This is a genomic window from Alkalibacterium indicireducens (assembly GCF_039522005.1).
GTDB classification, from domain to species: Bacteria; Bacillota; Bacilli; order Lactobacillales; family Carnobacteriaceae_A; genus Alkalibacterium; species Alkalibacterium indicireducens.
The window spans coordinates 13,239-38,178 of sequence record NZ_BAAADA010000182.1; the positions used below are offsets into that span (position 1 = coordinate 13,239).

The 24,940-nt window shown below is 43.0% G+C and carries 21 protein-coding genes; 18 read left to right on the forward strand and 3 right to left on the reverse strand.

Features of this window, described 5'->3' with window-relative positions; translation table 11 throughout:
* The first annotated feature begins 74 nt into the window (after positions 1-74).
* From nagA to ABFX15_RS09940, 3 genes are read left to right on the forward strand one after another with little or no spacing between them, the layout of a single operon-like run.
* Positions 75-1,211 (forward strand): N-acetylglucosamine-6-phosphate deacetylase, encoded by a 1,137-nt coding sequence (nagA, locus tag ABFX15_RS09930; protein ID WP_346025261.1) that lies wholly within the window; start codon positions 75-77, stop codon positions 1,209-1,211.
* A gap of 7 nt (positions 1,212-1,218) precedes the next feature.
* Positions 1,219-1,917: a glucosamine-6-phosphate deaminase gene (locus ABFX15_RS09935; RefSeq protein ID WP_346025282.1), complete on the forward strand. Its 699-nt coding sequence runs from the start codon at positions 1,219-1,221 to the stop codon at positions 1,915-1,917.
* 29 nt (positions 1,918-1,946) lie between these two features.
* A complete protein-coding gene (locus ABFX15_RS09940; protein ID WP_346025262.1) occupies positions 1,947-2,657 on the forward strand; it encodes a GntR family transcriptional regulator in 711 nt (236 codons plus the stop codon).
* 63 nt (positions 2,658-2,720) lie between these two features.
* On the opposite strand, the gene ABFX15_RS09945 is transcribed toward ABFX15_RS09940, so the two are convergent.
* Positions 2,721-3,797: an LCP family glycopolymer transferase gene (locus ABFX15_RS09945; RefSeq protein WP_346025263.1), complete on the reverse strand. Its 1,077-nt coding sequence runs from the start codon at positions 3,795-3,797 to the stop codon at positions 2,721-2,723.
* 119 nt (positions 3,798-3,916) lie between these two features.
* Between ABFX15_RS09945 and ABFX15_RS09950 the strand changes: the two genes are divergently transcribed.
* Entirely contained in the window at positions 3,917-5,017 is a 1,101-nt protein-coding gene (locus ABFX15_RS09950) for a glycosyltransferase family 4 protein (RefSeq protein WP_346025264.1), read from the forward strand.
* A 158-nt stretch (positions 5,018-5,175) separates the two neighbouring features.
* Here ABFX15_RS09950 and ABFX15_RS09955 read toward each other — a convergent pair whose 3' ends face one another.
* Both ABFX15_RS09955 and ABFX15_RS09960 read right to left on the reverse strand, forming a co-directional pair.
* Entirely contained in the window at positions 5,176-6,255 is a 1,080-nt protein-coding gene (locus ABFX15_RS09955) for an LCP family protein (RefSeq protein ID WP_346025265.1), read from the reverse strand.
* Positions 6,256-6,392: 137 nt separating this feature from the next.
* A complete protein-coding gene (locus ABFX15_RS09960) occupies positions 6,393-7,028 on the reverse strand; it encodes a YigZ family protein (protein WP_346025266.1) in 636 nt (211 codons plus the stop codon).
* A 135-nt stretch (positions 7,029-7,163) separates the two neighbouring features.
* Between ABFX15_RS09960 and ABFX15_RS09965 the strand changes: the two genes are divergently transcribed.
* From ABFX15_RS09965 to uvrA, 14 genes are all read left to right on the forward strand, one after another.
* Positions 7,164-8,021, forward strand: a complete 858-nt coding sequence (locus ABFX15_RS09965) for a DegV family protein (protein ID WP_346025267.1) — start codon at positions 7,164-7,166, stop codon at positions 8,019-8,021.
* Positions 8,022-8,391: 370 nt separating this feature from the next.
* Entirely contained in the window at positions 8,392-9,489 is a 1,098-nt protein-coding gene (locus ABFX15_RS09970; protein ID WP_346025268.1) for an ATP-dependent helicase ComFA, read from the forward strand.
* Complete coding sequence (locus tag ABFX15_RS09975; protein WP_346025269.1) at positions 9,486-10,178, forward strand: ComF family protein; 693 nt, start codon at positions 9,486-9,488, stop codon at positions 10,176-10,178. The genes ABFX15_RS09970 and ABFX15_RS09975 overlap by 4 nt, the downstream gene beginning before the upstream one ends.
* 149 nt (positions 10,179-10,327) lie before the next feature.
* A complete protein-coding gene (hpf, locus tag ABFX15_RS09980; protein ID WP_346025270.1) occupies positions 10,328-10,897 on the forward strand; it encodes a ribosome hibernation-promoting factor, HPF/YfiA family in 570 nt (189 codons plus the stop codon).
* A gap of 177 nt (positions 10,898-11,074) precedes the next feature.
* Positions 11,075-13,540 carry a preprotein translocase subunit SecA gene (gene secA, locus ABFX15_RS09985; RefSeq protein WP_346025271.1) on the forward strand — a complete coding sequence of 822 codons (2,466 nt, stop codon included), beginning with the start codon at positions 11,075-11,077 and terminating at the stop codon, positions 13,538-13,540.
* Positions 13,541-13,611: 71 nt separating this feature from the next.
* A protein-coding gene (gene prfB, locus ABFX15_RS09990; RefSeq protein ID WP_346025272.1) for a peptide chain release factor 2 occupies positions 13,612-14,719 on the forward strand; the annotation gives its coding sequence in 2 pieces (ribosomal slippage) (positions 13,612-13,683 and positions 13,685-14,719; 1,107 coding nt in all).
* Between the two features lie 584 nt (positions 14,720-15,303).
* Positions 15,304-15,990, forward strand: coding sequence for a cell division ATP-binding protein FtsE (gene ftsE / locus ABFX15_RS09995; RefSeq protein WP_346025273.1), 687 nt, complete (start codon positions 15,304-15,306; stop codon positions 15,988-15,990).
* A complete protein-coding gene (gene ftsX / locus ABFX15_RS10000; protein WP_346025274.1) occupies positions 15,980-16,867 on the forward strand; it encodes a permease-like cell division protein FtsX in 888 nt (295 codons plus the stop codon). Before ftsE ends, ftsX begins: the two co-directional genes overlap by 11 nt.
* A gap of 70 nt (positions 16,868-16,937) precedes the next feature.
* Positions 16,938-18,119, forward strand: coding sequence for a C40 family peptidase (locus ABFX15_RS10005; RefSeq protein WP_346025275.1), 1,182 nt, complete (start codon positions 16,938-16,940; stop codon positions 18,117-18,119).
* A gap of 144 nt (positions 18,120-18,263) precedes the next feature.
* A complete protein-coding gene (locus ABFX15_RS10010; RefSeq protein ID WP_346025276.1) occupies positions 18,264-19,466 on the forward strand; it encodes a PDZ domain-containing protein in 1,203 nt (400 codons plus the stop codon).
* A 259-nt stretch (positions 19,467-19,725) separates the two neighbouring features.
* Positions 19,726-20,019, forward strand: a complete 294-nt coding sequence (locus tag ABFX15_RS10015; RefSeq protein WP_346025277.1) for an ArsR/SmtB family transcription factor — start codon at positions 19,726-19,728, stop codon at positions 20,017-20,019.
* A gap of 4 nt (positions 20,020-20,023) precedes the next feature.
* Positions 20,024-21,166: a cation diffusion facilitator family transporter gene (locus ABFX15_RS10020; protein WP_346025278.1), complete on the forward strand. Its 1,143-nt coding sequence runs from the start codon at positions 20,024-20,026 to the stop codon at positions 21,164-21,166.
* A gap of 51 nt (positions 21,167-21,217) precedes the next feature.
* Positions 21,218-21,883, forward strand: a complete 666-nt coding sequence (locus tag ABFX15_RS10025) for a YfbR-like 5'-deoxynucleotidase (RefSeq protein ID WP_346025279.1) — start codon at positions 21,218-21,220, stop codon at positions 21,881-21,883.
* Positions 21,884-22,043: 160 nt separating this feature from the next.
* Positions 22,044-24,875, forward strand: coding sequence for an excinuclease ABC subunit UvrA (gene uvrA / locus ABFX15_RS10030; protein ID WP_346025280.1), 2,832 nt, complete (start codon positions 22,044-22,046; stop codon positions 24,873-24,875).
* Positions 24,876-24,940 lie beyond the last annotated feature (65 nt).

Consider the following 24,940-nt stretch of genomic DNA (forward strand, 5'->3'; position numbering starts at 1 on the left):
GGACATTGATTATGATAAAACCCTTTGCTTACCGGTGAAGGGTTTTATATACATAAAATATAGGGAGGATTGTCATGGCAAAAGTAATGATAAACGCCTGTATTTATACTGGCGAAGGAAAAATCGACAACGGCTATATCCGCTTCACAGAGGAAATCACTGGTGTAGGTAAAATGGAAGCCTTTGAAGAAGAAGAAACGGATGAAGTACAGGATCTTGATGGAAAAATGATCATCCCAGGCTTTATAGACGTCCATAGTCATGGCGGATATGGAGTGGATGTGATGGATGCAGACGCTGACAAGATAGGTGAAATGGTCAATAAAATGCTTGAAGAGGGAATCACTTCTTACTTTGCAACAACGATCACTCAATCCGATGAGCAGATCGAAGCTGCTGTCAAAGCTGTAAAAGAGGCTGCTGAAAGCAATTCAGTCATCCAGGGTATTCATATTGAAGGACCATTCATATCAAAAGACTTTAAAGGAGCTCAACCGGAGGCTTTTATTCGACCAGCTCAACTTGATACGCTTAAAAAGTGGCAGGAAGAAAGCGGTGGGCTGATCAAACTGATCACTTATGCACCGGAGACTGGAGACATAGAGGAATTTGAAGAGTACTGTTCTGAAAATGGGATCGTTCTTTCAGCTGGACATTCAGGCGCTTCATACGAGGAACTGAAGGCATCTAAAGCCACACACATCACCCATCTCTTTAATGGTCAGAAAGGTCTGCATCATCGTGAGATTGGTGTCAGCGGCTATGGTCTACTTGAAAAAGAAGTGATGGTAGAGATGATTGTGGACGGCTATCACATCTCAGAGCCGATGGTCAGACTTGCTTACCAGACTAAAGGAGCGGACGGCATTCAGCTCATTACAGATTCTATGCGTGCGAAGGGCTTACCTGATGGAGAAAGTGAGCTGGGCGGACAAACTGTTACAGTTAAAGACAAGCAGGCGCGGCTTGAAAATGGGTCGCTCGCAGGCAGCGTCCTGACCTTCATTGATGCGTTCAGAAACATGATTGACTATACAGGCTGCTCTATAGAAGAAGCTGTTAAAATGAGTGCATTCAATCAAGCTAAAGAGTTTGGACTCAATAAGAAAGGTCAGCTGAAGCCAAGCTGTGATGCAGACCTGCTCATCATGGATGAAAATTTAACTATTTTATCTACTATCTCAGGAGGGAAGATACATGAAATCAACTAATAGCACTATCAAAATTATAAAAGTAAAAGATAGAAACGAAGGAGGGAAAAAGGCGTTTGAATTGATCAAAGAAGCGATTCAAAGTGGAGCGGAAGTGTTTGGACTTGCAACAGGAAGCACTCCTGAAACACTTTATAGAGAATTAAGAGAAAGTGATCTGGATTTTTCAGATAAGACAGCCATCAATCTGGACGAATATATTGGTTTATCAAAAGATCACCCTCAGAGTTACCATACTTTTATGAAAAAACAGTTATTCGATTATAAGCCATTCAAGCAGACATTTATACCGGATGGACTTGGAGATGAAAACACAGAGCCGGAAAAGTACGATAAAATAGTTGATGCTCATCCGATCGATGTTCAGATACTCGGGATCGGAACAAATGCACATATCGGATTCAATGAACCGGGAACACCATTTGATAGTAAGACGCACAAAGTTACTCTGACACAGGAAACAATCGATGCTAACAAACGCTATTTCGATTCCGAAGAAGATGTACCAAGACATGCTTTCTCTATGGGGATTAAATCTATTATGTCTGCTAAGAAGATTATATTAATGGCATATGGTGAGAACAAGGCGGAAGCGATAGCGAGAACCGTCCACGGACCTGTAACAGAAGAAGTTCCTTCGAGTATTCTTCAGACACATCCTGATGTCGTTATCATAGTAGATGAGGAAGCTGCCAGTCAGCTGTAATATCGTCTCTTTTTTAGAAAGGAATGCAAATGACTAACAGAATTCCTGTATATATTGAAATGCACAATAAAATGAGACAAATGATTGTTTCAAATGAATGGAAAAAAGGGCAGAAGATACCCTCAGAAAGAGCGCTTGCTGAAACCTTTGGTGTAAGTAGAATGACAGCAAGACAAGCAGTGAGTTCGCTGGTAGAAGAAGGGCTGCTTGAAAGACGAAGGGGTGCCGGTACATTTGTGGCTTCTGATAAAGTCCGGGAAAAACTGAGCGGCATACCAAGTTTTACAGAAACCATAGAACAGCTCGGAAAACAGCCATCGAGCACATTGGTGTCTTATTACTCAAAGCGGGCCAGTGAAAGTGAAGCTGAAAAACTTCAGCTCGGTCGGGGAGAAGCAGTTCGGGTCATGGAGAGGATTCGTTATGCAGACGGGGAACCGATCTGCTTTGAGGTGGCCACTCTTCCTCAGCGGATCGTCGAGAAATTCAGTAAAGAACAGCTGACTCGTCATCTATACCGCACACTATCAGAAGAGGGGTTTGAAGTAGCTAGAGCGGAACAGACTATCTCGGCGACATGGGCCTCTGAAAAGGTAGCAGACCTGCTTCATATTAAGAGGGAAGCCCCTATCCTGAGACTTAGACAGGTCAGTTACACACAAAATAATGAACCTTTTGAATATGTACGTGCCCAGTACGTAGGGGCAAGATATGAGTTCTTTCTGGAGGCAACGAAATAAAAAGTGAAGACAGACCCGGTACAAGGGGGCTGTCTTCACTTTTTCTATATATCGGGTAATGGATCAGTCTGTAATCGTATCATTTCTAGATTCATCTGTGGTATCATCTGAACTGTTGTCGTTCTCAAGAGGAAGATCTTCGTCTATTCCAGTCTCAAGAACATCTTCCAGTTCCAGATGGGCCTGCAGTTCTTCCTGAACAGCGAGCAGGCTTTGTTCATAAGGCCGGTATACATACAACTCATGACCATATTCCGGGAAGTAGACAAAATCTTCTGTACCGGCGATCTCTATGGATTCTACACTCTGTGCAGCTGGTCTGTAGTTTGATGCAACAGACATGATCTGCTGTCCCGTCATATTGGTCTGCATATTGGGACGAATCGCATTAAGGATGGGGGTCAGATTAGCAATCGAACCGAAAGAGAGTAATTTATCTGCCAGGGCTTCGATGACCTGACGCTGTCTTTCCTGTCGACCGAAATCACCGCGTGGATCCTGCTTCCGCATTCTGGCGTAGCCGAGTGCTTGTTCTCCGTCAAGTTTCTGCATACCTTCTTCGATCTCTATGGCATTTAAGGTTTCCTCACTGTCCTGTACGGTAAAGGACAGCGGGGAGTCAACAGTAATACCTCCTACAGCATCTACTAAATCGACCAGACCGTCAAAATTTAACGTTACATAGAAGGATAAGGGAATGGCCAGGTAGTCTTCAATATAATCGATAACACCAGAAATGCCGTAAATGGCATGAAGGGCGTTCATTTTTTCCTGCCTGTCACTGTTTGGCAAGGTGATAAGTGTATCACGCGGGATTGAAACGATTTTCGTTGATTCCTGCCCTGGGTTCAGCGTAATAACCATCATGGAATCAGAGCGGCTCGATACGTCATCTTCGTCCAGTCCGAGAGCGAGAATCGAAATCGGGTGCATAGCTCTGATCGATTCATCACTTTCTGAAGTATCCCTCAGTTCTTCGGGAGTATCTTCAGAGACATCTGCCAGGAGCTGAACGATTTGATAGCCATAGTATCCTGAAAAGGTACCGACTACAATGGCAAGAGCTATGACAGCAGTCAGCAAGCTACGTTTAACCCATAATTTTCGTTTTTCTTTTTGTGTCTGTCTGTCTGATTGCATAGAGCCCTCTTTTCTAAAACAGGAATGTGTGTTATTAATAAGTTTAATTCAAGTTGTTTTTAATTGCAATTGGGATTTTTCCATACAGGATGCTATAATTATATAAAATGTTTAAAGAAATGAGTAGGAATATGTATAATATGTTTATTGTGCTGATGGTTTGTATATTTACCATGATCAGCACCCTGATTTTAACACCGGTCTTCAAAGTCGTCGCCAGGGCATTCAATATACTGGATGTCCCTGAAGAACGAAGAGTGCATGATAAAGTTATGCCGACGATGGGAGGCATCACTATTTTTATTGCTTTCTTTTTTTCATCATTCTTTCTCCTGCCTATTCCGTATATTCAGATCGTTCCACTTTTCGCTGGAGCATCGGTGATTGTCATCACCGGGATGATCGACGATAAATATGAGTTGAAGCCTCTGGTTAAGCTGATTGGGATAATCACTGCTGCAGGGCTCGTATACGGGCTTGGGGATGTGGCTCTTGAAACGATGACGATACCTTACTTCGGGACCCTCTCTTTCGGTTCCTGGCAGATGCCCTTTACCATATTGTGGATCGTCGGTCTGACCAATGCAATCAACCTGATCGATGGACTGGATGGGTTAGCAAGTGGTATTTCTATGATTGCCCTGCTTACTATGGGAGTTATCGGATTTTTCTTCCTCACCGTTGAAGAAGTTTCGGTTTCGATCATGACATTCGTCCTGGTAGCGGCGATAGCAGGTTTCTGGCCATATAATTTTCAGCCGGCCAGTATCTTTCTAGGAGATACGGGGGCATTGTTCCTCGGATTCATGATCGGTGTATTCTCCCTTCAAGGGTTGAAAAATGCCACTCTTATCTCCCTTATCCTTCCAATCATTATTTTAGGGATTCCTGTCACGGACACGCTGTTTGCCATGATAAGAAGGAAATTGAACAGGCAGTCGATTTCAACTGCGGATAAAAATCATATTCATCATCGTCTGATGTCTCTGGGCTTATCACACAGGCAGACAGTGCTCGCTATCTACTGTGTATCTGCTATTTTTTCAGTAATCGCCATGCTTTATAATTTTTCAACACTGATCGGGTCGATTCTTCTGACTATTTTCGTCATGTTGGGTGTCGAGCTCTTTGTAGAAATCATAGGGCTTGTGGGAGAAGACCGTCGTCCGCTATTAAAAAAGCTGAAAGATTTCGGCAGGAAACTGAACGGGGAAGACTAGTGCTGTCCAGTTAATAGTCTTTTTTCAAGAACAGGATGTAAACTTTTCTTCGAAAATAAATAAATCACGTTTCCAGTTCAGTAGATAATAGTACTTACTGATCTGAAAACGTGATTTTTATTGTATCATGAATATGAAACATTTATGACAGTTCAAGGTCAGTCTGATGAATCTCCAGCTCCAGATGCCTCTTCGCTGGAACTGCTGGTCTGAGTTTCTGATCTGTCTTCAGACAAACTAGACTGATCAACTTTTTCTGTACGGTTCAGGGAATCCTGAAGTGCGGACTGGATTGCAGTGAAGCTCTGAGGCTGAATCCTAACCAGGTCCATGTCTCTTTCAATATAACTTGACCATTCAAATACATGTGATTCAACAGTAAACGCCTGGTTCAACCCAGTCTGGGCAATAGCTGTCATATCTCTCATTCTCATGTTCGTACGCATGTTGCTTCCCACTGTCTCAGCAATAGCTGTATATTTGGAAATTGACTGAAATTCAAGAGCTTTCTGAATGATCGCTTCAATAATCAGCTGCTGGCGATGACCACGTGCAACATCATCATCGATTTTTCGTGTTCGAGCTAAAGCCAGGGCTTCTTCTCCGTTAAGGTTTTGGACCCCTTTTTCGAGTTGGATCGCTCCGGACTGATCGGAAGAGTCCATTTCAGTGATCGTGACAGGCACTTCCATTTCGATACCGCCAAGTTCGTCAATAATATCTAAAAAGGCATTAAAATTGAAGGTAGCATAGTAGTGGACAGGGACGTCCAGCCATTCTTCGATCGTCTGGACCATGACGCTTTCTTCGCCGATTGCATAAGCGGCATTGATTCGGTCCCATCGAACGACTGTGCCGTTTCTCATGATCGGCACATAGGTGTCTCGTGGAATGGACAGCATATTCATTTCATGTGTTAAAGGGTTTAAAGTAGCATATATGATGGAATCTGCTCGAGTGGATTGAAGGCCACGCACTTCGTCGTTATCGATTCCCATGAAAAGAAAAGAGACCGGCTGATCGATAGGGTTGACTTCTTCAACTGGTTCCGGCCTGTCGATTTCTACGAATGAAGCATCGATTTCATTTTCGATCGTGGCAAATAAATGTGCAACATACATAGCTCCTATGAGAATGACAGTAAATAATGGAATAAGGATCCCTAGAATAATTCGCTGCTTTTTCTTTTTCTGACGATGATTTGAAAACATTCTAGAATTTGGTTTTAATTTACTCACTTTACTGTCTCCTTCGATGCCTTACTATAATTAAAAAAAGTAATCCTGTATTATTATCGGCTGAATGACCGTAAGTGTCAAGAGACTCAAAGAAAATAACAGTCTGATTTGCTCACTTTTCACGATTTATTCTTATTTTAGACATCTAAAGGCACTTCAACCCATGCCTCAGCCCCGTTAGACTGAGAAAACTGGGCACTGGTCCACTCAGTGATTTCTTCTTCGAATGTATGGATACGTTCACTCTCGACTAGGCAGGTAAATGTGACCTGGTCAGTATAGTCAATGGATTCCAGACGATAAGTAGACTGATGGAGAGCATTCTGCAACCTGCCGCTCATCGGATATGAAACGGTGATCTGTATAAACTGGTGGCGTCTCTTTTCGACAATACCGAGCTCTTTGAGTGTTTCGCTAACAGCACTGCTGTAGGCTCTGATTAGACCTCCAGCTCCAAGTTTAATCCCGCCGAAATAGCGGGTCACCACTGCTGAAACATTCTGAAGATTATTTTTTTTCAGGACTTCAAGCATTGGCACACCGGCGGTTCCGCTGGGTTCGCCATCATCAGATGCCCGTTGTATCATTCCATCTTCACCTATGAGGTAGGCCGAACAGTTATGATTAGCTTTCCAGTGCTCTTTCTTCAGCGTATCGATAAACTGCTGGGCCTCCTCTTCGGTCTCTGTTCGTGCTAATGTGCATATGAAGCGTGATTTTTTTATAATCAGCTCATACTGGCCGTTCTGTTTCAAAGTTCGAAAGTTTTTCATACTCAGGTCCCTTTCAATTCGTTCTTGTGTTAGTGTATAATAGAAGTCAGTCTTTTATATGAGACGTAGTCAGCCAGGAATGGGCTGAATGAGTCTACCAGGTCAACTCATATAATAGGAGGTGAAAAATTAAATATGCGTATTGCAATTGTAACAGATAGCACGGCGTACTTAAATGAACAGGAGTACAAAGAGGGAAATATTCATTTTGTACCTTTATCCTGTATCTTTGGGAAAAAAGTATATAAAGAAGAAATCGATATGACTACGGATGAATTCTTTGAAAAAGTTAGAGAAGCCGAACAGCTGCCGACGAGTTCGCAGCCTACTGTAGGGGATTTCACGGCTTTGTATGAAAGTCTGCAAGATGACTATGATGCAATCATCAGTATCCATCTGTCAAGCCGGATTTCGGGGACTTTCCAGAACGCGCTCAGCGTTGCGAAATCTATACAAGGTATTTCAGTCCATCCGGTTGATTCAGGTCTGGCAGGAGCAGGACTGGCTTTTCAGGTCAAGGAAGCTGCACGAATGGCCAAGCTGGGTAAATCAGTAAACGATATTATTGAGCGTATGGAAGAACTGAAATCAGAGACTGAAATCTATTTCGTTGTCGATGATCTGACAAATCTTATAAAAGGTGGACGTCTGTCTAAAACTGCCGGGGGCGTCGCGACATTGCTTAGGATAAAACCTGTTCTCACGATGAGAGCTGGAGAGATTATTCCATTCGACAAAATCAGAACCAAGAAAAAAGCAGTCAGAAAGATGGAGAGTGTCTTTGAAGAGTCTGTGAAAAACTCTCATTTTCCTATTCAGGCGACTGTTGTCCACGCCTACTGTGAAGAAGAAGCCAGAGAATTCATGGCATCCTTGGAAGAAAAGTATCCGACTGTCCGCTTCAACTTCAGTTTTCTGGGACCCGTCGTCGGCGTTCATACTGGCGAAGGAGCTATCGGAATGTCCTGGACGAAAGATTACTCCAGAATGTAAGCCACAGCATTTATATATTTATTCAAAGGTCACCCAAAGTGGTGGCCTTTTTTCGTGAGTTTTAAAATAGACGGACAATATATTAGTTAGCGGAAAACTATGATAAAAAGAGGAGGTAAGATAGGTGGACCTGACTAATCTGATTGGCAGGGAACTTCTGCTCAGTGATCTGCTCACTGAGTATACAGAAAGTGACCTCTCTGGGTGTACATTCCGGCCGGCATTTCATATAGTTAAAAGACGAGCTCAGTGCAGTCGGTGTGGCTCTTTCTCCAAACTTACTGAAAGATACCCGTGTATCTGCGGGAACAATTGTATCTACTGTAGGTACTGCATTCAGCTGGGAAAGGTGAGAGCATGCGATAAACTAGTGACCTGTGAAGCGGCAGATTTGTTTTCAAAAAAGCCCGTACCCTATTTGAAATGGCAGGGGAGTTTGTCGGAGCAGCAGGAAAAAGCATCTAAAGAAATTGTTCTCTCTATTAAAGAATTTACAGATCGTGTGGTATGGGCCGTTACTGGAGCTGGTAAAACAGAGATGCTGTTTAAAGGAATCAGTGAGGCGTTGGAGGCGGGAAAGAGAGTTTGCGTGGCTTCACCCAGAATAGATGTCTGTCTGGAACTGGCCCCAAGGATTCAAGCAGCCTTTCCTGATATTCAGACTGCTCTGCTTTATGGAGGAGAGGAGTCTGTCTATATCTACACTCAGCTGGTAATTGCAACGACACATCAGCTCCTTCGATTTAAAGAGGCATTTGACGTACTGATTATAGATGAAATTGACGCCTTTCCTTATTATCAGAATGAAGGGCTGTACTATGCATCAGAAAAGGCAGTAAAAAAACAGTCCAGTACTATTTATCTGACGGCTACACCTGACAGGAAGCTGCAGAGAAAAATTGCAAAGGGTCAGATCGAAGCCAGTATTCTGCCTGCGCGCTATCACGGCTACCCGCTTCCTGTGCCGAAAATCATCAGGGAAAAAGATATATTTTCTATGAGTGATATATCCGCCTCCAAAGCATGCAGACAGATTCTGATGCTTATTTCTCGGGGACAGAAGTTTCTGCTGTTCATCCCGACCATCAGACTGATGGATAGCATTCTGCCAGCTCTAAGACGATTTTTCAGTACCACCAGATTTGAAAGTGTCCATGCTCAGGATCCATTCAGAAAAGAAAAAGTAGAGTCCATGCGGAAAGGAGAGCTGCAATTTTTGATAACAACCACTATTCTCGAAAGAGGCGTAACATTCAAAAATATCGATGTCATCGTTCTCGCTGCCGACCACGATGTCTACACGGAAGCGGCTCTTGTACAGATTGCAGGAAGGGCCGGTCGGTCTGCTGACTATCCTGAAGGCAAAGTGACTTTTTATCTTGAAGAGTGGACCAGATCCTCCAAGAGAGCATTACAACAGATCAGACAGATGAACAGCCAAGCAGCAAAGAAAGGACTCCTCTTATGAGCAGATGTAAATGGTGCGGGACGATTCATTCGAATACCTTGACAATACATGCGCTGATCCGCTTTGAACTGCAACCCGACACCTTATGTTTTCAGTGCAGAGAGAAACTGGAGAGTCTGAATGATCAACTGACGTGCAGAGGATGCTGCCGTATTCAGGGAAAGAGCGATTACTGTTCGGATTGTCTAAGATGGCAGAAGACATATCAGGGACACATCCATACTCACGAGGCAATGTACGCTTACAACGAATTCGCAAGTCAGATCATCGAACAGTTCAAGTTCACAGGTGACTGTGCTATTGCCGAACTGTTCGTTAAAGAAGTAAGAGAGTATTTCAGGAAAATAGGACAGAAATCGGTGATCATCCCAATTCCTGTATCCAGAGAAAGTTATTCTACCAGGGGGTTCAATCAGACAGAGCTACTTCTCGCTGTCTCGGGAGTCACGTACAATCCAGTTCTGGTAAACAGATATCAATGCGGAAGACAGTCAAAAAAAAACAGGAAACAGCGTCTTGAAAGTCCTCAACCCTTTGAGATAGATTCCTGTTATGACAAACTGATTCGAGGGAAACCAGTTGTGCTAGTAGATGATATTTATACTACTGGTCGAACAATTTATCATGCCTTAGACCTGATTCTTCCGATGGAACCTTCTTCTATCAGATCCTTTTCACTATTTAGATAATCAAGAGAAATACAGATACAATTTCATTGAGAAAGTAATCGTTCTCATGTATACTTGAAGTAAGCAATAAAGGAATATAATTGCTTGATGATAATATTGGTTGTATAATTACAACATATATTATACTAGATTTGGAAGGGTGAAGTATTATGCTTAGATACAATGTTAGAGGAGAAAACATTGAGGTCACTCAGGCAATTAGAGAGTATGTTGAGAAAAAAGTAGGGAAAATCGAGAAATATTTCAATGATGTTCCTGAAGCCAATGCACACGTCAATCTGAAGACATACTCTGACAAAACAGCAAAAGTTGAAGTCACTATACCACTTCCATATGTTGTCCTTCGTGCGGAGGAAACTTCCCCAGATTTATATGGAAGCATAGATTTAGTCGTTGATAAACTGGAACGACAAATGAGAAAATATAAAACTAAAATCAATAGAAAAAACCGCCGTTCCCAAGGCGTAGTTGCGCATCAGCAAGCCGAGTCGGACTTATGGGCAGAGCTGAACATCGAAAGCGACGACGAAGAAGAATTGAGCACATCAATCGTCAGAACAAAACGTCTGAGTCTGAAACCGATGGATGCTGAAGAAGCGGTGCTTCAAATGGACATGCTGGGACATAACTTCTTCATTTTTGAAGATGCAGATACTAATGGAACAAGCATCGTATATAAACGTAAAGACGGAAAATATGGACTGATCGAAACAGATTGATTCATCGTTTCCAAAGGCGGGCAGCATGTCCGCCTTTTTTTTATGAACAAAATCAGAACACTGCTGTGGATATACACTCTCAAGCCTTTTTTTTGCAGGGTAATAGTGGTATGATAATAAAGTATGAGAAAATCCGAAAGTGTACGAAGAATCAACGAATAGAGGAGATTTGTATTCATGGCTCATTTATTAAAGCAGATTTTTGAGAACGATAAAAAAACGTTACGTCGATATGGGAAAATCGCCGATAAAATTGAAGCATTGTCAGCCGATATGGAAGCACTGTCTGACGATGAACTGAAAACTAAAACCGAAGAGTTTAAAAAGAGGTATTCTGCTGGAGAATCCCTGGATGATCTGCTGGTAGAAGCCTTTGCAGCTATCAGAGAAGGAGCGAGAAGAGTCCTGGGACTTTATCCATTCAGAGTTCAGCTAATGGGGGGGATTGCTCTTCACGAAGGAAATATCGCCGAGATGAAAACCGGTGAAGGTAAAACACTGACAGCGACTATGCCTGTATACCTCAATGCAATTTCAGGGGAAGGAGCTCACGTTGTTACAGTCAATGACTACCTGGCTACACGTGATGCTGATGAAATGGGTGAACTTTACCGTTGGATGGGACTGACTGTCGGGCTGAATCTGAACTCGAAATCATCTGAAGAAAAACGAGAAGCCTATAAATGCGATATCACCTATTCTACAAACAATGAACTGGGATTCGACTATTTAAGAGACAACATGGTTGTGTATAAAGAACAGATGGTTCAGCGTCCTTTGAACTTTGCGATCCTGGATGAGGTCGACTCGATCCTCGTTGATGAAGCGAGAACACCTCTGATCATATCCGGTCAGGCCAACCGTTCAACTTCTTTTTATACGCGCTGTGACTTCTTCGTAAAAGGCTTGAAAGAAGAGGAAGACTACACAATCGATCTTCAGTCCAAATCGATTTCCCTTACTGAAGAAGGGATTGAAAAGGCTGAGAAGACTTTCCGTGTCTCCAACTTGTACGACATCGAAAACCAGGCCTTAGTGCATCACCTGGATCAGTCATTGAGAGCAAACTTTATCATGCACAAGGACTTCGATTATGTTGTTGACGAAGGTGCAGTAAAAATCGTTGACCAGTTTACGGGTCGTATCATGGAAGGGCGTCGTTACTCTGACGGACTTCACCAGGCGATCGAAGCGAAAGAAAATGTGGAGATCCAGAAAGAATCCAAAACTATGGCCACGATCACGTTCCAGAACTACTTCCGTATGTACAAGAAGCTGTCGGGGATGACGGGTACTGCCAAGACAGAAGAAGAAGAATTCAGAGAAATCTACAATATGAATGTTGTAGCTATTCCGACGAACCGACCGCTTATCCGTGACGACCGTGACGATCTTCTATATCCGACTCTTGAGAGTAAATTCAATGCAGTGGTTCAAGACATCAAAGAACGTCATGCCAAAGGTCAGCCAGTACTTGTCGGTACGGTTGCAGTTGAAACATCAGAACTGATCAGCAACCTGCTTAAAAAAGCCGGTGTGCCTCATGAAGTACTGAATGCTAAAAATCACTTCAGAGAAGCTGAAATTGTCGTAAATGCTGGACAGCCTGGTGCGGTAACGATCGCAACAAATATGGCTGGTCGTGGTACTGACATCAAACTGGGACCTGGAGTCAAAGAACTCGGGGGACTGGCAGTTATCGGGACAGAACGTCACGAATCCAGACGTATCGATAATCAGTTGCGTGGACGTGCCGGCCGTCAGGGAGATCCAGGAGTATCACAATTCTACCTCTCTCTTGAAGACGATCTTATGAAACGATTCGGTTCAGAACGTATCCGCATGGTTCTCGAGCGGTTAAAAATTGCAGAAGACGATGCTGTGATCCAGAGTAAAATGATTAGCCGACAAGTGGAATCAGCTCAGAAGCGTGTGGAAGGGAACAACTATGATACCCGTCGTAATGTTTTGAAATACGATGATGTCATGAGAGAACAGCGTGAAGTCATTTATTCTCAGCGTCAGGAAGTGATTCTGGAACAGGAATCACTTGGTTATGTCACGCTTCCGATGATCAGAAGAACGATCGAGCGTTATGTTCAGCTGAATACTCAGCAGGAAGACAGAACGAAATGGAATCTGGCACACATTGAAGAATTTGCGCATACTGTACTTGTTCATCCAGAAGACCTGACACAGGATGACCTTAAAGGTAAGTCGGCTTCTCAGATCACTGACCTGCTAGTCGATTTGGCCCGTGCCAATTACGATGAGAAAACATCTCAGCTTAACGGTAAGGAACAGGTCCTTGAATTTGAGAAAGTGGTTATCCTTAGAGTCGTTGACCGTAAATGGACGGATCATATCGACCAGATGGATCAGCTGCGTCAAGGAATCGGACTGCGTTCATATGGACAGTTCAATCCACTGACCGAATATCAGCAGGAAGGTTTTACTCTGTTTGAGGAAATGATTGGAGAGATCGAGTACGAAGTGACTCGTCTGCTGATGAAATCTCAAATCAGACAGAACCTGCAAAGAGAACAGGTTACACCTAATGGCGGGAAGAAACAGAATGTCCGTCGAAAAAATAAAAAACCAACCTATTCTCACGATGAAGATACACATACGAGAATGGGATAAGAAGAATAGTGGGAGAAAGGAACGGATAACACGATCTGTTCCTTTTCCTTACGATTAAATGGAGGATGACTATGGAAATTAGTGAAATGTCTCAAAAATTAACTTCAGCCAAACAGAAGGTTGAAGACTTCAGGGGGTCTCTTTGACTTAGAGACGCTGGAAACAGATATAGCAGAGTATGATCATATGATGGCGGACCCCGATTTCTGGAACAACCAGGAGTCTGCCCAGAAAGTCATCAAAGAAGCAAATGAAGTGAAAAGTGTATACCAGTCATTCGCATCACTCGAAGCAAAAACTGAAGAAGTAGAACTTCTAATGGACATGCTAAGGGATGAAGATGATCCGGATATAAGAGAAGAAATAGAAATGACATTATCAGAGCTTGATAAAGCAGTCGAGCAGTTTGAGCTGGATATGCTGCTTAGCGAGCCGTATGACAAGAACAATGCGATTATCGAGCTTCATCCTGGTGCCGGCGGAACGGAATCTCAGGACTGGGGTGAAATGCTTTACCGCATGTATACACGCTGGATCGATAAGAAAGGCTTCAGTTATGAGGTGCTTGAATACCAGAGTGGTGATGAAGCTGGTATCAAGAGTGTGACCCTGTTGGTTAAAGGAATGAATGCATATGGTATGCTGAAAGCTGAAAAAGGGGTCCACCGTCTAGTGCGGATCTCTCCATTTGATTCAAGTGGTCGCCGTCACACGTCATTTGTCTCAATTGATGTGACACCTGAAATCAATGATGATATTGATATCGAGATCAACCCGGATGATATAAGAGTCGATACATTCAGAGCGAGTGGAGCAGGAGGACAGCACATCAACAAAACAGAGTCAGCTGTCAGAATCACTCATAAAGAAACAGGACTTGTCGCATCCAGTCAGGCTGGACGATCACAGCTGGCTAACAGAGAAACAGCTATGAATATGCTGAAAGCTAAACTGTATCAGAAAGAAATGGAAGAGAAACAGAAAGAAATGGATGAAATAAGAGGAGAACAAAAAGAAATAGGGTGGGGTTCGCAGATCAGATCCTATGTGTTCCATCCTTACTCGATGGTGAAGGATCACAGGACAAATTACGAGACGGGTAATACTGATGCCGTTATGGACGGGGATCTGGATCCGTTTATCGAGTCTTATCTTCGAGCCTCAATGAATCGCTCTTAAATTACCTGTTTATTATAATCAGGGATAAATATGCATATAAAAGAATGGTACGGATGAAAATCGGATCATTCTTTTATTGTTATTGTTCAGAATTTAGTACTAAGTAAAATTATAGGGCTGGACAGCAGACATTTTCAGCAGCATTTGAAAAGATAAATAGAACTCCTCGCCTGATTTAAATATTCATTAATATAAGTATTATTAGGTAGCAAGTGAACAGTTATCAATATGTCCTGAATTGTCAAAAATCGGACATAATTATATGTCAAACGTGTATTTATGTATGTAACAAACGATTTGGTTTGTTAATCCCAAAAAAAAAGAATATCCGTTGTGTTTATAATATAATTTCCCATTTATGATTAAAATAAAGTTAAAAGTGGGGAGGTGTGTTGAATTAGGTTATATAAAACATGTTATTTACACTATAATAATACGATTTCCTTACAATGAAATATTTTTGTAATTGTTTTAAAACAGACATCTGTTTTCCCGATGATATACTAATGAAGGCTGGAATAAGCCACACACATAGCAGACCAGAAGTTAAGAAGTTAAAATTTCAATAGATAGGTGATTATTTAATGATAGAAATGACTAATGTCTACAAAAAGTACCCTAATGGCATCACTGCTATAAATGGTCTCGATGTAAGAATCGACCAAGGTGAATTTGTATATGTTGTAGGTCCAAGTGGAGCGGGTAAATCTACTTTTATAAAAATGATTTACAGAGAAGAAGTTCCAACTAAAGGAAATGTAAAAGTAGGGGAATTTGACTTAGTGAAACTGAAAGCTAAGAAAGTACCTTTCCTCAGAAGACATGTCGGCGTGGTCTATCAGGACTTTAAACTCCTGCCAAGACTGACCGTATATGAGAACGTCGCTTATGCGATGCAGGTTGTTGGTAAAAATCCGAAACAGATTCAGAAACGTGTACTGGAAGTCCTCGATCTTGTTGGACTGAAACACAAAGTTCGCATGTTTCCAAATGAACTGTCCGGTGGAGAACAGCAGCGTGTAGCGATTGCTCGAGCAATTACTAATATGCCGCGAGTGCTAATCGCAGACGAACCGACGGGTAACTTAGACCCTGAAACAGCATGGGGGATTATGGATTTGCTTGAAGAAATCAACAATCGGGGAACAACGGTCATCATGGCAACGCACAACAGTGACATTGTGAACCGAGTAAGGCATAGAGTACTGGCAGTTGAAAACGGCCGTATTGCCCGTGACCAGGAAGAAGGGGGATACGGATATGAAAGCTAGAACATTCTGGAGACATATTAAAGAATCATTTAAAAGTATTAAACGTAACGGATGGATGACTTTCGCGGCGGTCAGTGCAGTTGCAGTTACCCTGCTTCTTGTAGGGAGTTTCATCGCAATCCTGATGAACGTCAATAAACTTGCAACAGATGTTGAAGAAGATGTTAGTGTCAGAGTTTATATCGATCTGGCAGCTGAAGAAGAAGATCAGGAAGCTCTGCAGCAGAACCTTGAAGAGCTGGATGAAGTGGAACAGGTTGTATTCTCAAGCAGAGATGACGAACTGAGTCAGGTTATCGGAAGTTACGGTGACGAATTTGGTCTGTTTGAGGGTGATGACAACCCGCTTCACGATGTGTTCATCGTCAATACCGCAGCACCTGAAGTTACATCGGACGTAGCTGACCAGACTGAAGACATGAACTTTGTAGCGGATGTAAACTATGGCGGTGCGACGGCTGACCGATTGTTCGAAGTCATGGCTACTGTGAGGAATGTCGGAGCAGTTATCATTGTTGCACTGATTTTCACAGCTGTCTTCCTAATTGCGAACACGATAAGGATGACGATTTTCTCAAGAAGAACCGAAATCGAGATCATGAAACTAGTTGGTGCGACAAACTGGTTCATCCGTTGGCCGTTCCTCATTGAAGGAGCGCTTATCGGGTTTATCGGAGCACTGATACCAGTTTCAATCATCTCTTATATTTATCTTAGTGGATTTGATACCATCATGACTTATCTGTCAGGAACCTATTTTGCCTTACTGGAACCAAATCCGTTCCTGATTCAGCTAGTTGCACTTCTTCTGATGATCGGTGTCGTCATTGGTAGTGTCGGATCATCACTATCCATCAGAAAATTCCTGAAAGTTTAAGATCATTTAAGGAGAGGGGCTTCCCTCTCGTACATATAAAAACAAAATAGCAGAGAAGAGGCAGACAGACGTGGATATTAGAAGTAAATTTAAGAATGCGATTGTAGCAGGGATAATTGGAATGACTGTGTTGAGTGGAATACCGTTTAAAGCAGAGGCTACTCCTCTTACAGAAGGGGACTACTCTGAACAAATGGACGCTCTTGATTCGAAGGAAGAAGAAGCAGAACAGAGACTGAAAGAAATTGCTGAAAAAATCGAAGCGACTGAAAAGGAAGCTGAAGAATTGGTTCAGCAGCTTCAGGAAACAACCGACGAACTGCAGGCAATTCAGAAAGAAATAAGTACCGTTTCTAAACAGATTGAACAGAGAGAAGAGCAGCTTCAGTCTCAAATTCGTGCGTTGCAAGTCACTGGACAATCCGGAAATGTTCTCAGATTTATTTTAGATTCCGAGTCACTTGGCGATGCGTTCGGGCGTATCGATGTGGTGAACACCCTGTTTTCTGCGAACCAGAATCTTATGGAAAAACAGATAGAGGACAAAGAGCTGATTGCAGCAAATGAACGTCTGACTATCAAAAAACAGGAAGAACAGACTCTTTTGGCTGCCAACCTGGAAAATTCTAAAGTTCAGCTGGAAGAAAATCAAGCCGAGCAGGAAATGATGATGGCTGCCATTGCAGCAGAACGCTCCCAAGTAAGAGAAGAAAGAGAAGCATTCTTAGCACAGCAGCGTGAAAGTCAGCGTCGTCTGGAAGAAATTCAGACATCAAGAACAGCTGCTGAATCAGCGGCTCCAGTCAATGTGTCACAGGCGACTGAGGAAGAACAGGTCAGTACTAGTTCTTCCAGCAAGCCAGCTGAAGAAAAAGCAGAGCCTGCAGCACCAGCCGCATCAGGTGGGGTGATCAGTAACGCACATAGTCTGACAGGATCCCCTTATTCATATGGCGGTACGACACCTGCAGGATTCGACTGTTCAGGTTATACCCAGTTTGTTTTCCGTCGTGCTGGAAGAAGCATTCCAAGAAGTGCAGCAGCACAGTTCGGAGCCAGCAGACGTGTTTCATTGTCAGAAGCGCAGCCTGGGGATCTGATTTTCTTCAACCAGTCAGGTTCAGTCGACCACGTAGGTATTTACCTTGGTGGGGGCCGCTTTATTGGTGCACAGACTTCCACTGGCGTAGCAGTAGCTTCATTTACATCAGGTTACTGGTCTAACTATGTAGCAGGTTTTGGACGTCCATAAATTATTTAAACCTTTCATTCATCGATTATTATCGATAAGTGAAAGGTTTTTTTATTTATCCTCAAGTTTTTGTCAGAACAGGCCCCTATTTTCCAAGTGGGTATGATAAAATGATGAAGAGAAAGAAAAGAAGGGATGACCAGCATGACCGTATTGCAAAATATTCTACTCGCACTAGTTTTATTCATCTTACAGCCGATCTTTCTTGTCGGAATTGCACTCGTTTTTATAGCGAAGAGCAGACGTTTCAAGTACGCACGTCATCAATTAAGAGCAAGCATATACAAGGACCATTATGAACTGAAGCGATTCTTCTTATGGGGACTGATACCAGGGGCCATCCTGTCTGCTGTTTCTTTCATTGCGGGACTTCCGGTCAGTCTTGACTGGATCATTGCCTATCAGATCGTTACGCTGCTCATGCTTGGTTTCGGCTACCGTTTTCTTCATCCGGTATTTACGTTCAGTCTCTCAGCATTACTGATTCTTGCTCTGGGTTTTTTCGTGCCAGAGAATATGAGTCTCACAGTAATTGTCGGTCAGTTCAACAGCCCGCTCATACAAGGAGACAGTTTGTCTTTTCAGGGGCTGCAACCGATATTGGGACTGGTTATCCTAGTTTTACTGAGCACGATTCTTACTCTTCATATAGCTAAAATCAATCAGTTTACTCCACGCTTTCTGAAAACGAAGCGAGGAAAACTCGTTGCCCGATACCGTATGACACCATTATGGCTGATTCCTCTAGTGGTTGTCGTTCCCGGGACTACCTTCACCCAACTGTTTGACTGGTGGCCTGTTTTTTCAATCGGCGGTCAGCCCTATTCATTTCTGATCCTGCCTGTTCTGGTAGGCTTCAGGTATACAGTACAGGCTCAGATGCCGACACAGGCTAAGAACTTGCTGGTAAAAGACTTTGTCAGCTTATCCGTCATAGGCGTCATCCTGTTTGCACTAACTTTCTGGCAGGTTGAACTAGCAGCTGTAGGATTAGCTGTCCTTCTCCTTGGTGGAGTGATTGTGCTTTATAGACACAGACTTCGGGAAAGGAAATGGAACTTCCGGTTTGGACCTGCTGAAGAAGGCCTGCGTGTAGTAGGCGTAAGACCCGGCAGTCCTGCCGAAAAAATGGACATTGAAATTGGGGATACGATACTGGAGTCTAACCAGAAAAAACTTGAACGTGCGGAAGATTTTACCGAATCCCTCTTTCTGAGCCGCTCCTACTGCAAGCTTAAGATAAAACGTGTTGATGGTGAGCTGGTCATGACAGAAACCGCACTGTATGAAAACGATCCTCATGATCTCGGTGTTGTTCTCCTGGAAGAAATTAGTTTGGTTAAATAAATGATGTCCACAGGTTGGATTCAATGGTGACAATTTGAGATAAAATTAAAACAGCATGGTTCTGATCTTTCCTGCAGTTATTCAGGAAGTCAGGACCGTGCTGTTTTTGTCTGCACATTAAGAGCAATATAGAACCGGAGAATATTTTATTACAGACGTGTTTATTAAAGGCTTGATAAATTGCGAATACATGGTAAAATGTACATATGAAAAGTTGTTCATATTTAAAAAATACGTATTATGTAAAAGGAGAATGTCTATGTCCCTTTCCGGTGAAACAATCAGCGAAGTGACTGATCTGTTTAAAGCATTAAGTGATCCTGGACGTCTGAAAATAATTTATGCACTTTCTGATTCTGAAATGAGCGTGACTGAACTGGCTGAAAGCCTTGAGGTTGAACAGTCAGCGCTCTCTCACCAGCTCAAGATACTGAAAAATGTCCGGCTTGTAGGTGTTAGAAGAGAAGGCAGAAAAAGGGTGTATTCTCTAGCTGATGACCATGTCTATAACTTACTCACACAAGTCATATCCCATGCAAATGAAAAGAGGTAATCATATGATAACGTATAAGATCAAAGGACTGCACTGCGGGAACTGCAGTACCGAACTGGAGACAAGAATCAATGCGAGTCAGCACGATGCAGCAGTCAGCATTGATTATGATCACAGAGAGCTCACTGTGGATGAAAGTAAAGCGGACCTAAAGGCAATTTTTAAAATACTGGAGTTTAATAAACTGACATTAATTGACAGTCATGAGGAGACTGATTCAACTGATCATCAGCATGGACATCACGACCACGATCATCATGGACTGACAGGCATGCAGAGTCAGTCAGCAACAACTAAAATCACGGTTGTTTTCTATTTGAACCTCATGTTCTCGATTATCGAATTTATTTTTGGCTTTCTATTTAATAGTATGGCCATCGTTAGTGATGCCGTTCATGACTTAGGTGATGCTTTATCCGTTGGGGCAGCAGGATATTTTGAAAGACTATCAGGTAAAGAAGCTAATGACCAGTACAGTTTCGGCCATCAGCGCTTTTCCCTTCTTGGGGCTCTGCTTACATCTGTTGTTCTGATTGGTGGGTCTGCACTTGTTATTTTTCATTCTGTTCCACGTATATTTTCGCCGGAACCAGTCAATTATCAGGGGATGTTATGGCTCGCTATAGCTGCAATTGGAGCGAACGGTTTTGCTGCGTGGCTCATGAGTAAAGGACACTCACATAACGAATCCCTTATCAATCTGCACATGATCGAAGACTTACTGGGATGGCTTGGTGTATTGGCAGTCAGCGTCACTTTACATTTTACCGACTGGTATTACCTTGATCCTCTTTTATCGGTAGCGGTTGCTCTCTTCATTATGATCAAGACCTGGCCGTTATTCAAAGAGACGATTCAAGTCTTTCTTGAAGCTACACCCAAAAATATCTCTAGGCCGACAATTGAAGAGCTGCTCATACGGTCTGAAGAAGTAACGAATATCAGTCACCTTCATATCTGGTCAATCGACGGGCGGGAACATGCACTGACAGTCACATTAAGTACAGGCTGCTCTGATCAGAAGCGACTCGAAGAGGTCAAGACAAGCATCAGACAGGAACTGGTCAAGAAGAATATTACTCACAGCACAATCGAGTTTGTTTATGACCCAGCTGACATTCTGAAAAAAAGATTTGAAAACGGGTAAGATAGTTGTTAGTATAAAGTAACTTTAGGCACAAACAGGGGGAGATACATTATGGGAATGCATGAATATTTTAAAAGTTTAAGTGATCTGGAAAAAATATACCGCTGCCCGGGAAAGTTTAAGTTCGAGGAACATTCTGTTGCCTCACATTCATTCAAAGTCACAAAAATTGCTCAGTTTCTGGGGACAGTAGAAGAATATCACGGCAATGAAATCAACTGGAAAGCCTTGTATGAAAAAGCACTTAATCATGACTACGCCGAGATTTTTATTGGGGACATTAAAACGCCTGTCAAATATGCCGATCCGGACTTAAGAGAGCGGCTGGCAAACGTAGAAGAATCAATGACGCATCATTTCATTGAGCAGGAAATTCCTAAAGAGTTTCAGGCGATATACTATGAACGTTTGAAAGAAGGGAAAGATGATACCCTTGAAGGAAAAATTCTGTCAGTTGCAGATAAGGTCGATCTTTTATATGAGTCCTTCGGGGAAATTCAGAAAGGTAATCCAGAGAATCTCTTTACTGAAATCTATCAGGAGTCACTTGATACCATTCTGGAATTTAAAGAAATGGTCTCTGTAAAATATATTCTGTCTGAAATTCTGCCTGATCTGCTCAGCGGTGAATTTACAAATCAGTCGGAACTTGAGAAAATTTCAGAAAAAATACTCAAGCACCATAATATAGAACAAACATTCGCTTTAGGAGAGTGAGTGTGATATACTATCAGAGTAATTTGGAGGAAAGGGTACGCTCTTTCCTTTTTATGTACCGCCAGACCAAGTCAAATAGTCGAATATTCAGAATGAAAAACGTACAATAAAGATACCATGAGCGTGATAAATTAGATCAATGGCAAAGGAAGGCAATAGAATGGCAAACGATAAAATAGAAGTGAGAGGCGCAAGGTCGCATAATCTTAAAAATGTGGATGTGACGATTCCTAGAGACAAACTGGTTGTAATGACGGGGTTGTCAGGATCGGGAAAAAGTTCGCTGGCATTTGATACTTTGTATGTAGAGGGACAGCGGCGCTATGTTGAGTCGCTGTCTGCCTATGCTAGACAGTTCTTAGGTCAGATGGACAAACCGGACGTCGACAGCATAGAAGGGCTCAGTCCTGCAATTTCCATTGACCAGAAAACCACGAGTAACAACCCCCGTTCGACAGTAGGAACGGTTACTGAAATCAATGACTACCTGCGCCTGATGTATGCCCGTATAGGCAAGCCGATCTGTCCGAACGACGGCACTGAAATATCAAGTCAGTCCATCGAACAGATGGTTGATCGTATACTGGAGTATCCAGAACGCACACGTCTGCAGATCCTGTCTCCGATCGTCAAAGAGAAAAAGGGACAGCATAAAAAAGTGCTTGAGAAAATCAAAAGTGAAGGTTATGTCCGACTGAGAGTGGATAACGAAGTCATGGATATCGGCGACGAGATTGAACTGGATAAGAATAAAAAACATTCGATCGAAGTCATCATTGACCGTATCGTAGTAAAAGATGGTATCCGTTCCCGACTGTTTGATTCTGTTGAAGCGGCGCTGTCACTGGCAGACGGCTATGTCATAGCTGATATCATCGATCAAGAAGAGATTCTGTTCAGTGAACACTATGCCTGTCCAGTCTGCGGCTTTACTCTTCCGCCGTTAGAACCTAGACTGTTTTCATTCAATGCGCCATTTGGTGCGTGTTCTGAATGTGATGGTCTTGGAACAAAACTTGAAGTAGATGTTGATCTTGTGATTCCGGACAGAAGCCTGTCTCTGGATGATGGAGCGATACTGCCCTGGCAGCCGATCAGTTCCAATTATTATCCTCAGATGCTGTCCCAGGCATGTGATGCTTTTGACATTGATACAACTGTGCCTTTTGAGGCTCTGCCTAAGAAGAAACAGACTATCGTATTGAATGGATCAGGTACCAAGAAATTCCATTTTCATTATAAAAATGATTTTGGAAGTGTAAGAGACACAATGATTCCTTTTGAAGGAGTCCTGAACAACATCTCGAGACGATACCATGAAACCAACAGTGACTTTACCCGCAATCAGATGCAGCAGTATATGACAGAACTGGAATGTCATGTCTGTCATGGGAAACGTCTCAACAGAGAGGCCTTGTCAGTCAAGGTTCGAGGAGAAGATATCGGAGATGTCAGCAGTTATTCAGTTGAAAAAGCACACACCTTTTTTGATGAGCTCTCTCTTTCTGACACAGATACGACAATCGCTGCCCCAATTAAGAAAGAAATCAAGGACCGGTTGTCATTCCTTCGTAATGTCGGTCTGGATTATCTGACTTTGAACAGAAAAGCAGGAACTTTGTCAGGTGGAGAGGCTCAGCGTATTCGTCTTGCGACACAAATTGGATCGAATCTGTCCGGCGTACTCTATATACTTGATGAGCCGTCTATAGGGCTTCATCAGAGGGACAATAACCGACTGATCGATTCCCTAAAAAAAATGAGAGATCTTGGTAACACCCTGGTTGTCGTAGAACATGACGAAGATACCATGCGGGCAGCTGACTATCTGATTGACATTGGTCCCGGTGCCGGAGAAAACGGGGGAGAAGTGGTTGCTATGGGTACGCCTGAAGAAATCGAACAGCATCCTGATTCTATCACCGGGGCATATCTATCCGGCAAGAAAGCCATTCCTGTCCCTGCTGAACGACGACACGAAGATCACGGGACGATTGAAATCAAAGGAGCGGCCGAAAACAACTTGAAAAATGTGGATGTCACTTTTCCTTTAGGACGATTCACAGCCGTCACAGGGGTATCCGGCTCAGGTAAAAGTTCATTGGTCAATGAGATACTGAAAAAGGCTCTGGCACGTGAAGTAGGGCGTTCCAAAGCTCGTCCTGGCAAATATAAGTCGATCAAAGGATATGAACAGCTTGAAAAAGTCATCGATATCGATCAGAGTCCAATCGGAAGAACACCTAGAAGTAACCCGGCGACCTATACGAGTGTATTCGATGACATCAGAGATTTGTTTGCCAAAACGAATGAAGCCAAGATGCGTGGATACAAAAAAGGACGCTTCAGCTTCAACGTCAAGGGCGGACGGTGTGAGGCGTGCAGAGGAGATGGCATACTGAAAATCGAGATGCATTTCCTGCCTGATGTATATGTTCCGTGCGAAATCTGTCACGGGACACGCTACAACTCAGAAACACTTGAAATAAAGTATAAAGGAAAGAATATTTCAGAAGTGCTCGGCATGACGATTGAAGAAGCCGTCGACTTTTTCTCTAATATTCCAAAAATCGAGCGGAAACTTCAGACGATTATTGATGTCGGCTTAGGCTATATGACTCTTGGTCAGCCCGCTACGACATTATCAGGAGGAGAAGCTCAAAGAATGAAGTTGGCCAGTGAGCTGCATAAACGTCAGAATGGCCACAACTTCTATATTCTAGATGAGCCGACGACAGGCCTGCATGCCGATGACATTGCCCGTCTGCTGGAAGTTCTCGACCGACTGGTTGAAGCAGGAAATACCGTTCTTGTTATCGAACACAACCTTGATGTCATCAAGGTAGCGGATCATATTATAGATCTGGGACCTGAAGGTGGAGCCGGTGGGGGAACGATTATTGCAACAGGTACACCTGAGGAAATCGCAGAGTGTGAAAAAAGTTATACGGGCCACTTCCTGAAATCTATCCTGGATAAAGTCCCGCAGTGAACTACCCACCACTTAAATCCTCCGGATTTTGAAGTGGGGGCTTCCTACGAACTCCATTCTTGTCT

Coding starts and splice junctions, on each gene's coding strand:
- nagA (WP_346025261.1), top strand. CDS start 75: ATGGCAAAAGTAATGATAAACGCCTGTATTTATACTGGCGAAGGAAAA.
- ABFX15_RS09940 (WP_346025262.1), top strand. CDS start 1,947: ATGACTAACAGAATTCCTGTATATATTGAAATGCACAATAAAATGAGA.
- ABFX15_RS09945 (WP_346025263.1), bottom strand. CDS start 3,797: ATGCAATCAGACAGACAGACACAAAAAGAAAAACGAAAATTATGGGTT.
- ABFX15_RS09950 (WP_346025264.1), top strand. CDS start 3,917: ATGAGTAGGAATATGTATAATATGTTTATTGTGCTGATGGTTTGTATA.
- ABFX15_RS09960 (WP_346025266.1), bottom strand. CDS start 7,028: ATGAAAAACTTTCGAACTTTGAAACAGAACGGCCAGTATGAGCTGATT.
- ABFX15_RS09965 (WP_346025267.1), top strand. CDS start 7,164: ATGCGTATTGCAATTGTAACAGATAGCACGGCGTACTTAAATGAACAG.
- ABFX15_RS09975 (WP_346025269.1), top strand. CDS start 9,486: ATGAGCAGATGTAAATGGTGCGGGACGATTCATTCGAATACCTTGACA.
- hpf (WP_346025270.1), top strand. CDS start 10,328: ATGCTTAGATACAATGTTAGAGGAGAAAACATTGAGGTCACTCAGGCA.
- secA (WP_346025271.1), top strand. CDS start 11,075: ATGGCTCATTTATTAAAGCAGATTTTTGAGAACGATAAAAAAACGTTA.
- ftsE (WP_346025273.1), top strand. CDS start 15,304: ATGATAGAAATGACTAATGTCTACAAAAAGTACCCTAATGGCATCACT.
- ftsX (WP_346025274.1), top strand. CDS start 15,980: ATGAAAGCTAGAACATTCTGGAGACATATTAAAGAATCATTTAAAAGT.
- ABFX15_RS10010 (WP_346025276.1), top strand. CDS start 18,264: ATGACCGTATTGCAAAATATTCTACTCGCACTAGTTTTATTCATCTTA.
- ABFX15_RS10015 (WP_346025277.1), top strand. CDS start 19,726: ATGTCCCTTTCCGGTGAAACAATCAGCGAAGTGACTGATCTGTTTAAA.
- ABFX15_RS10020 (WP_346025278.1), top strand. CDS start 20,024: ATGATAACGTATAAGATCAAAGGACTGCACTGCGGGAACTGCAGTACC.
- ABFX15_RS10025 (WP_346025279.1), top strand. CDS start 21,218: ATGGGAATGCATGAATATTTTAAAAGTTTAAGTGATCTGGAAAAAATA.
- uvrA (WP_346025280.1), top strand. CDS start 22,044: ATGGCAAACGATAAAATAGAAGTGAGAGGCGCAAGGTCGCATAATCTT.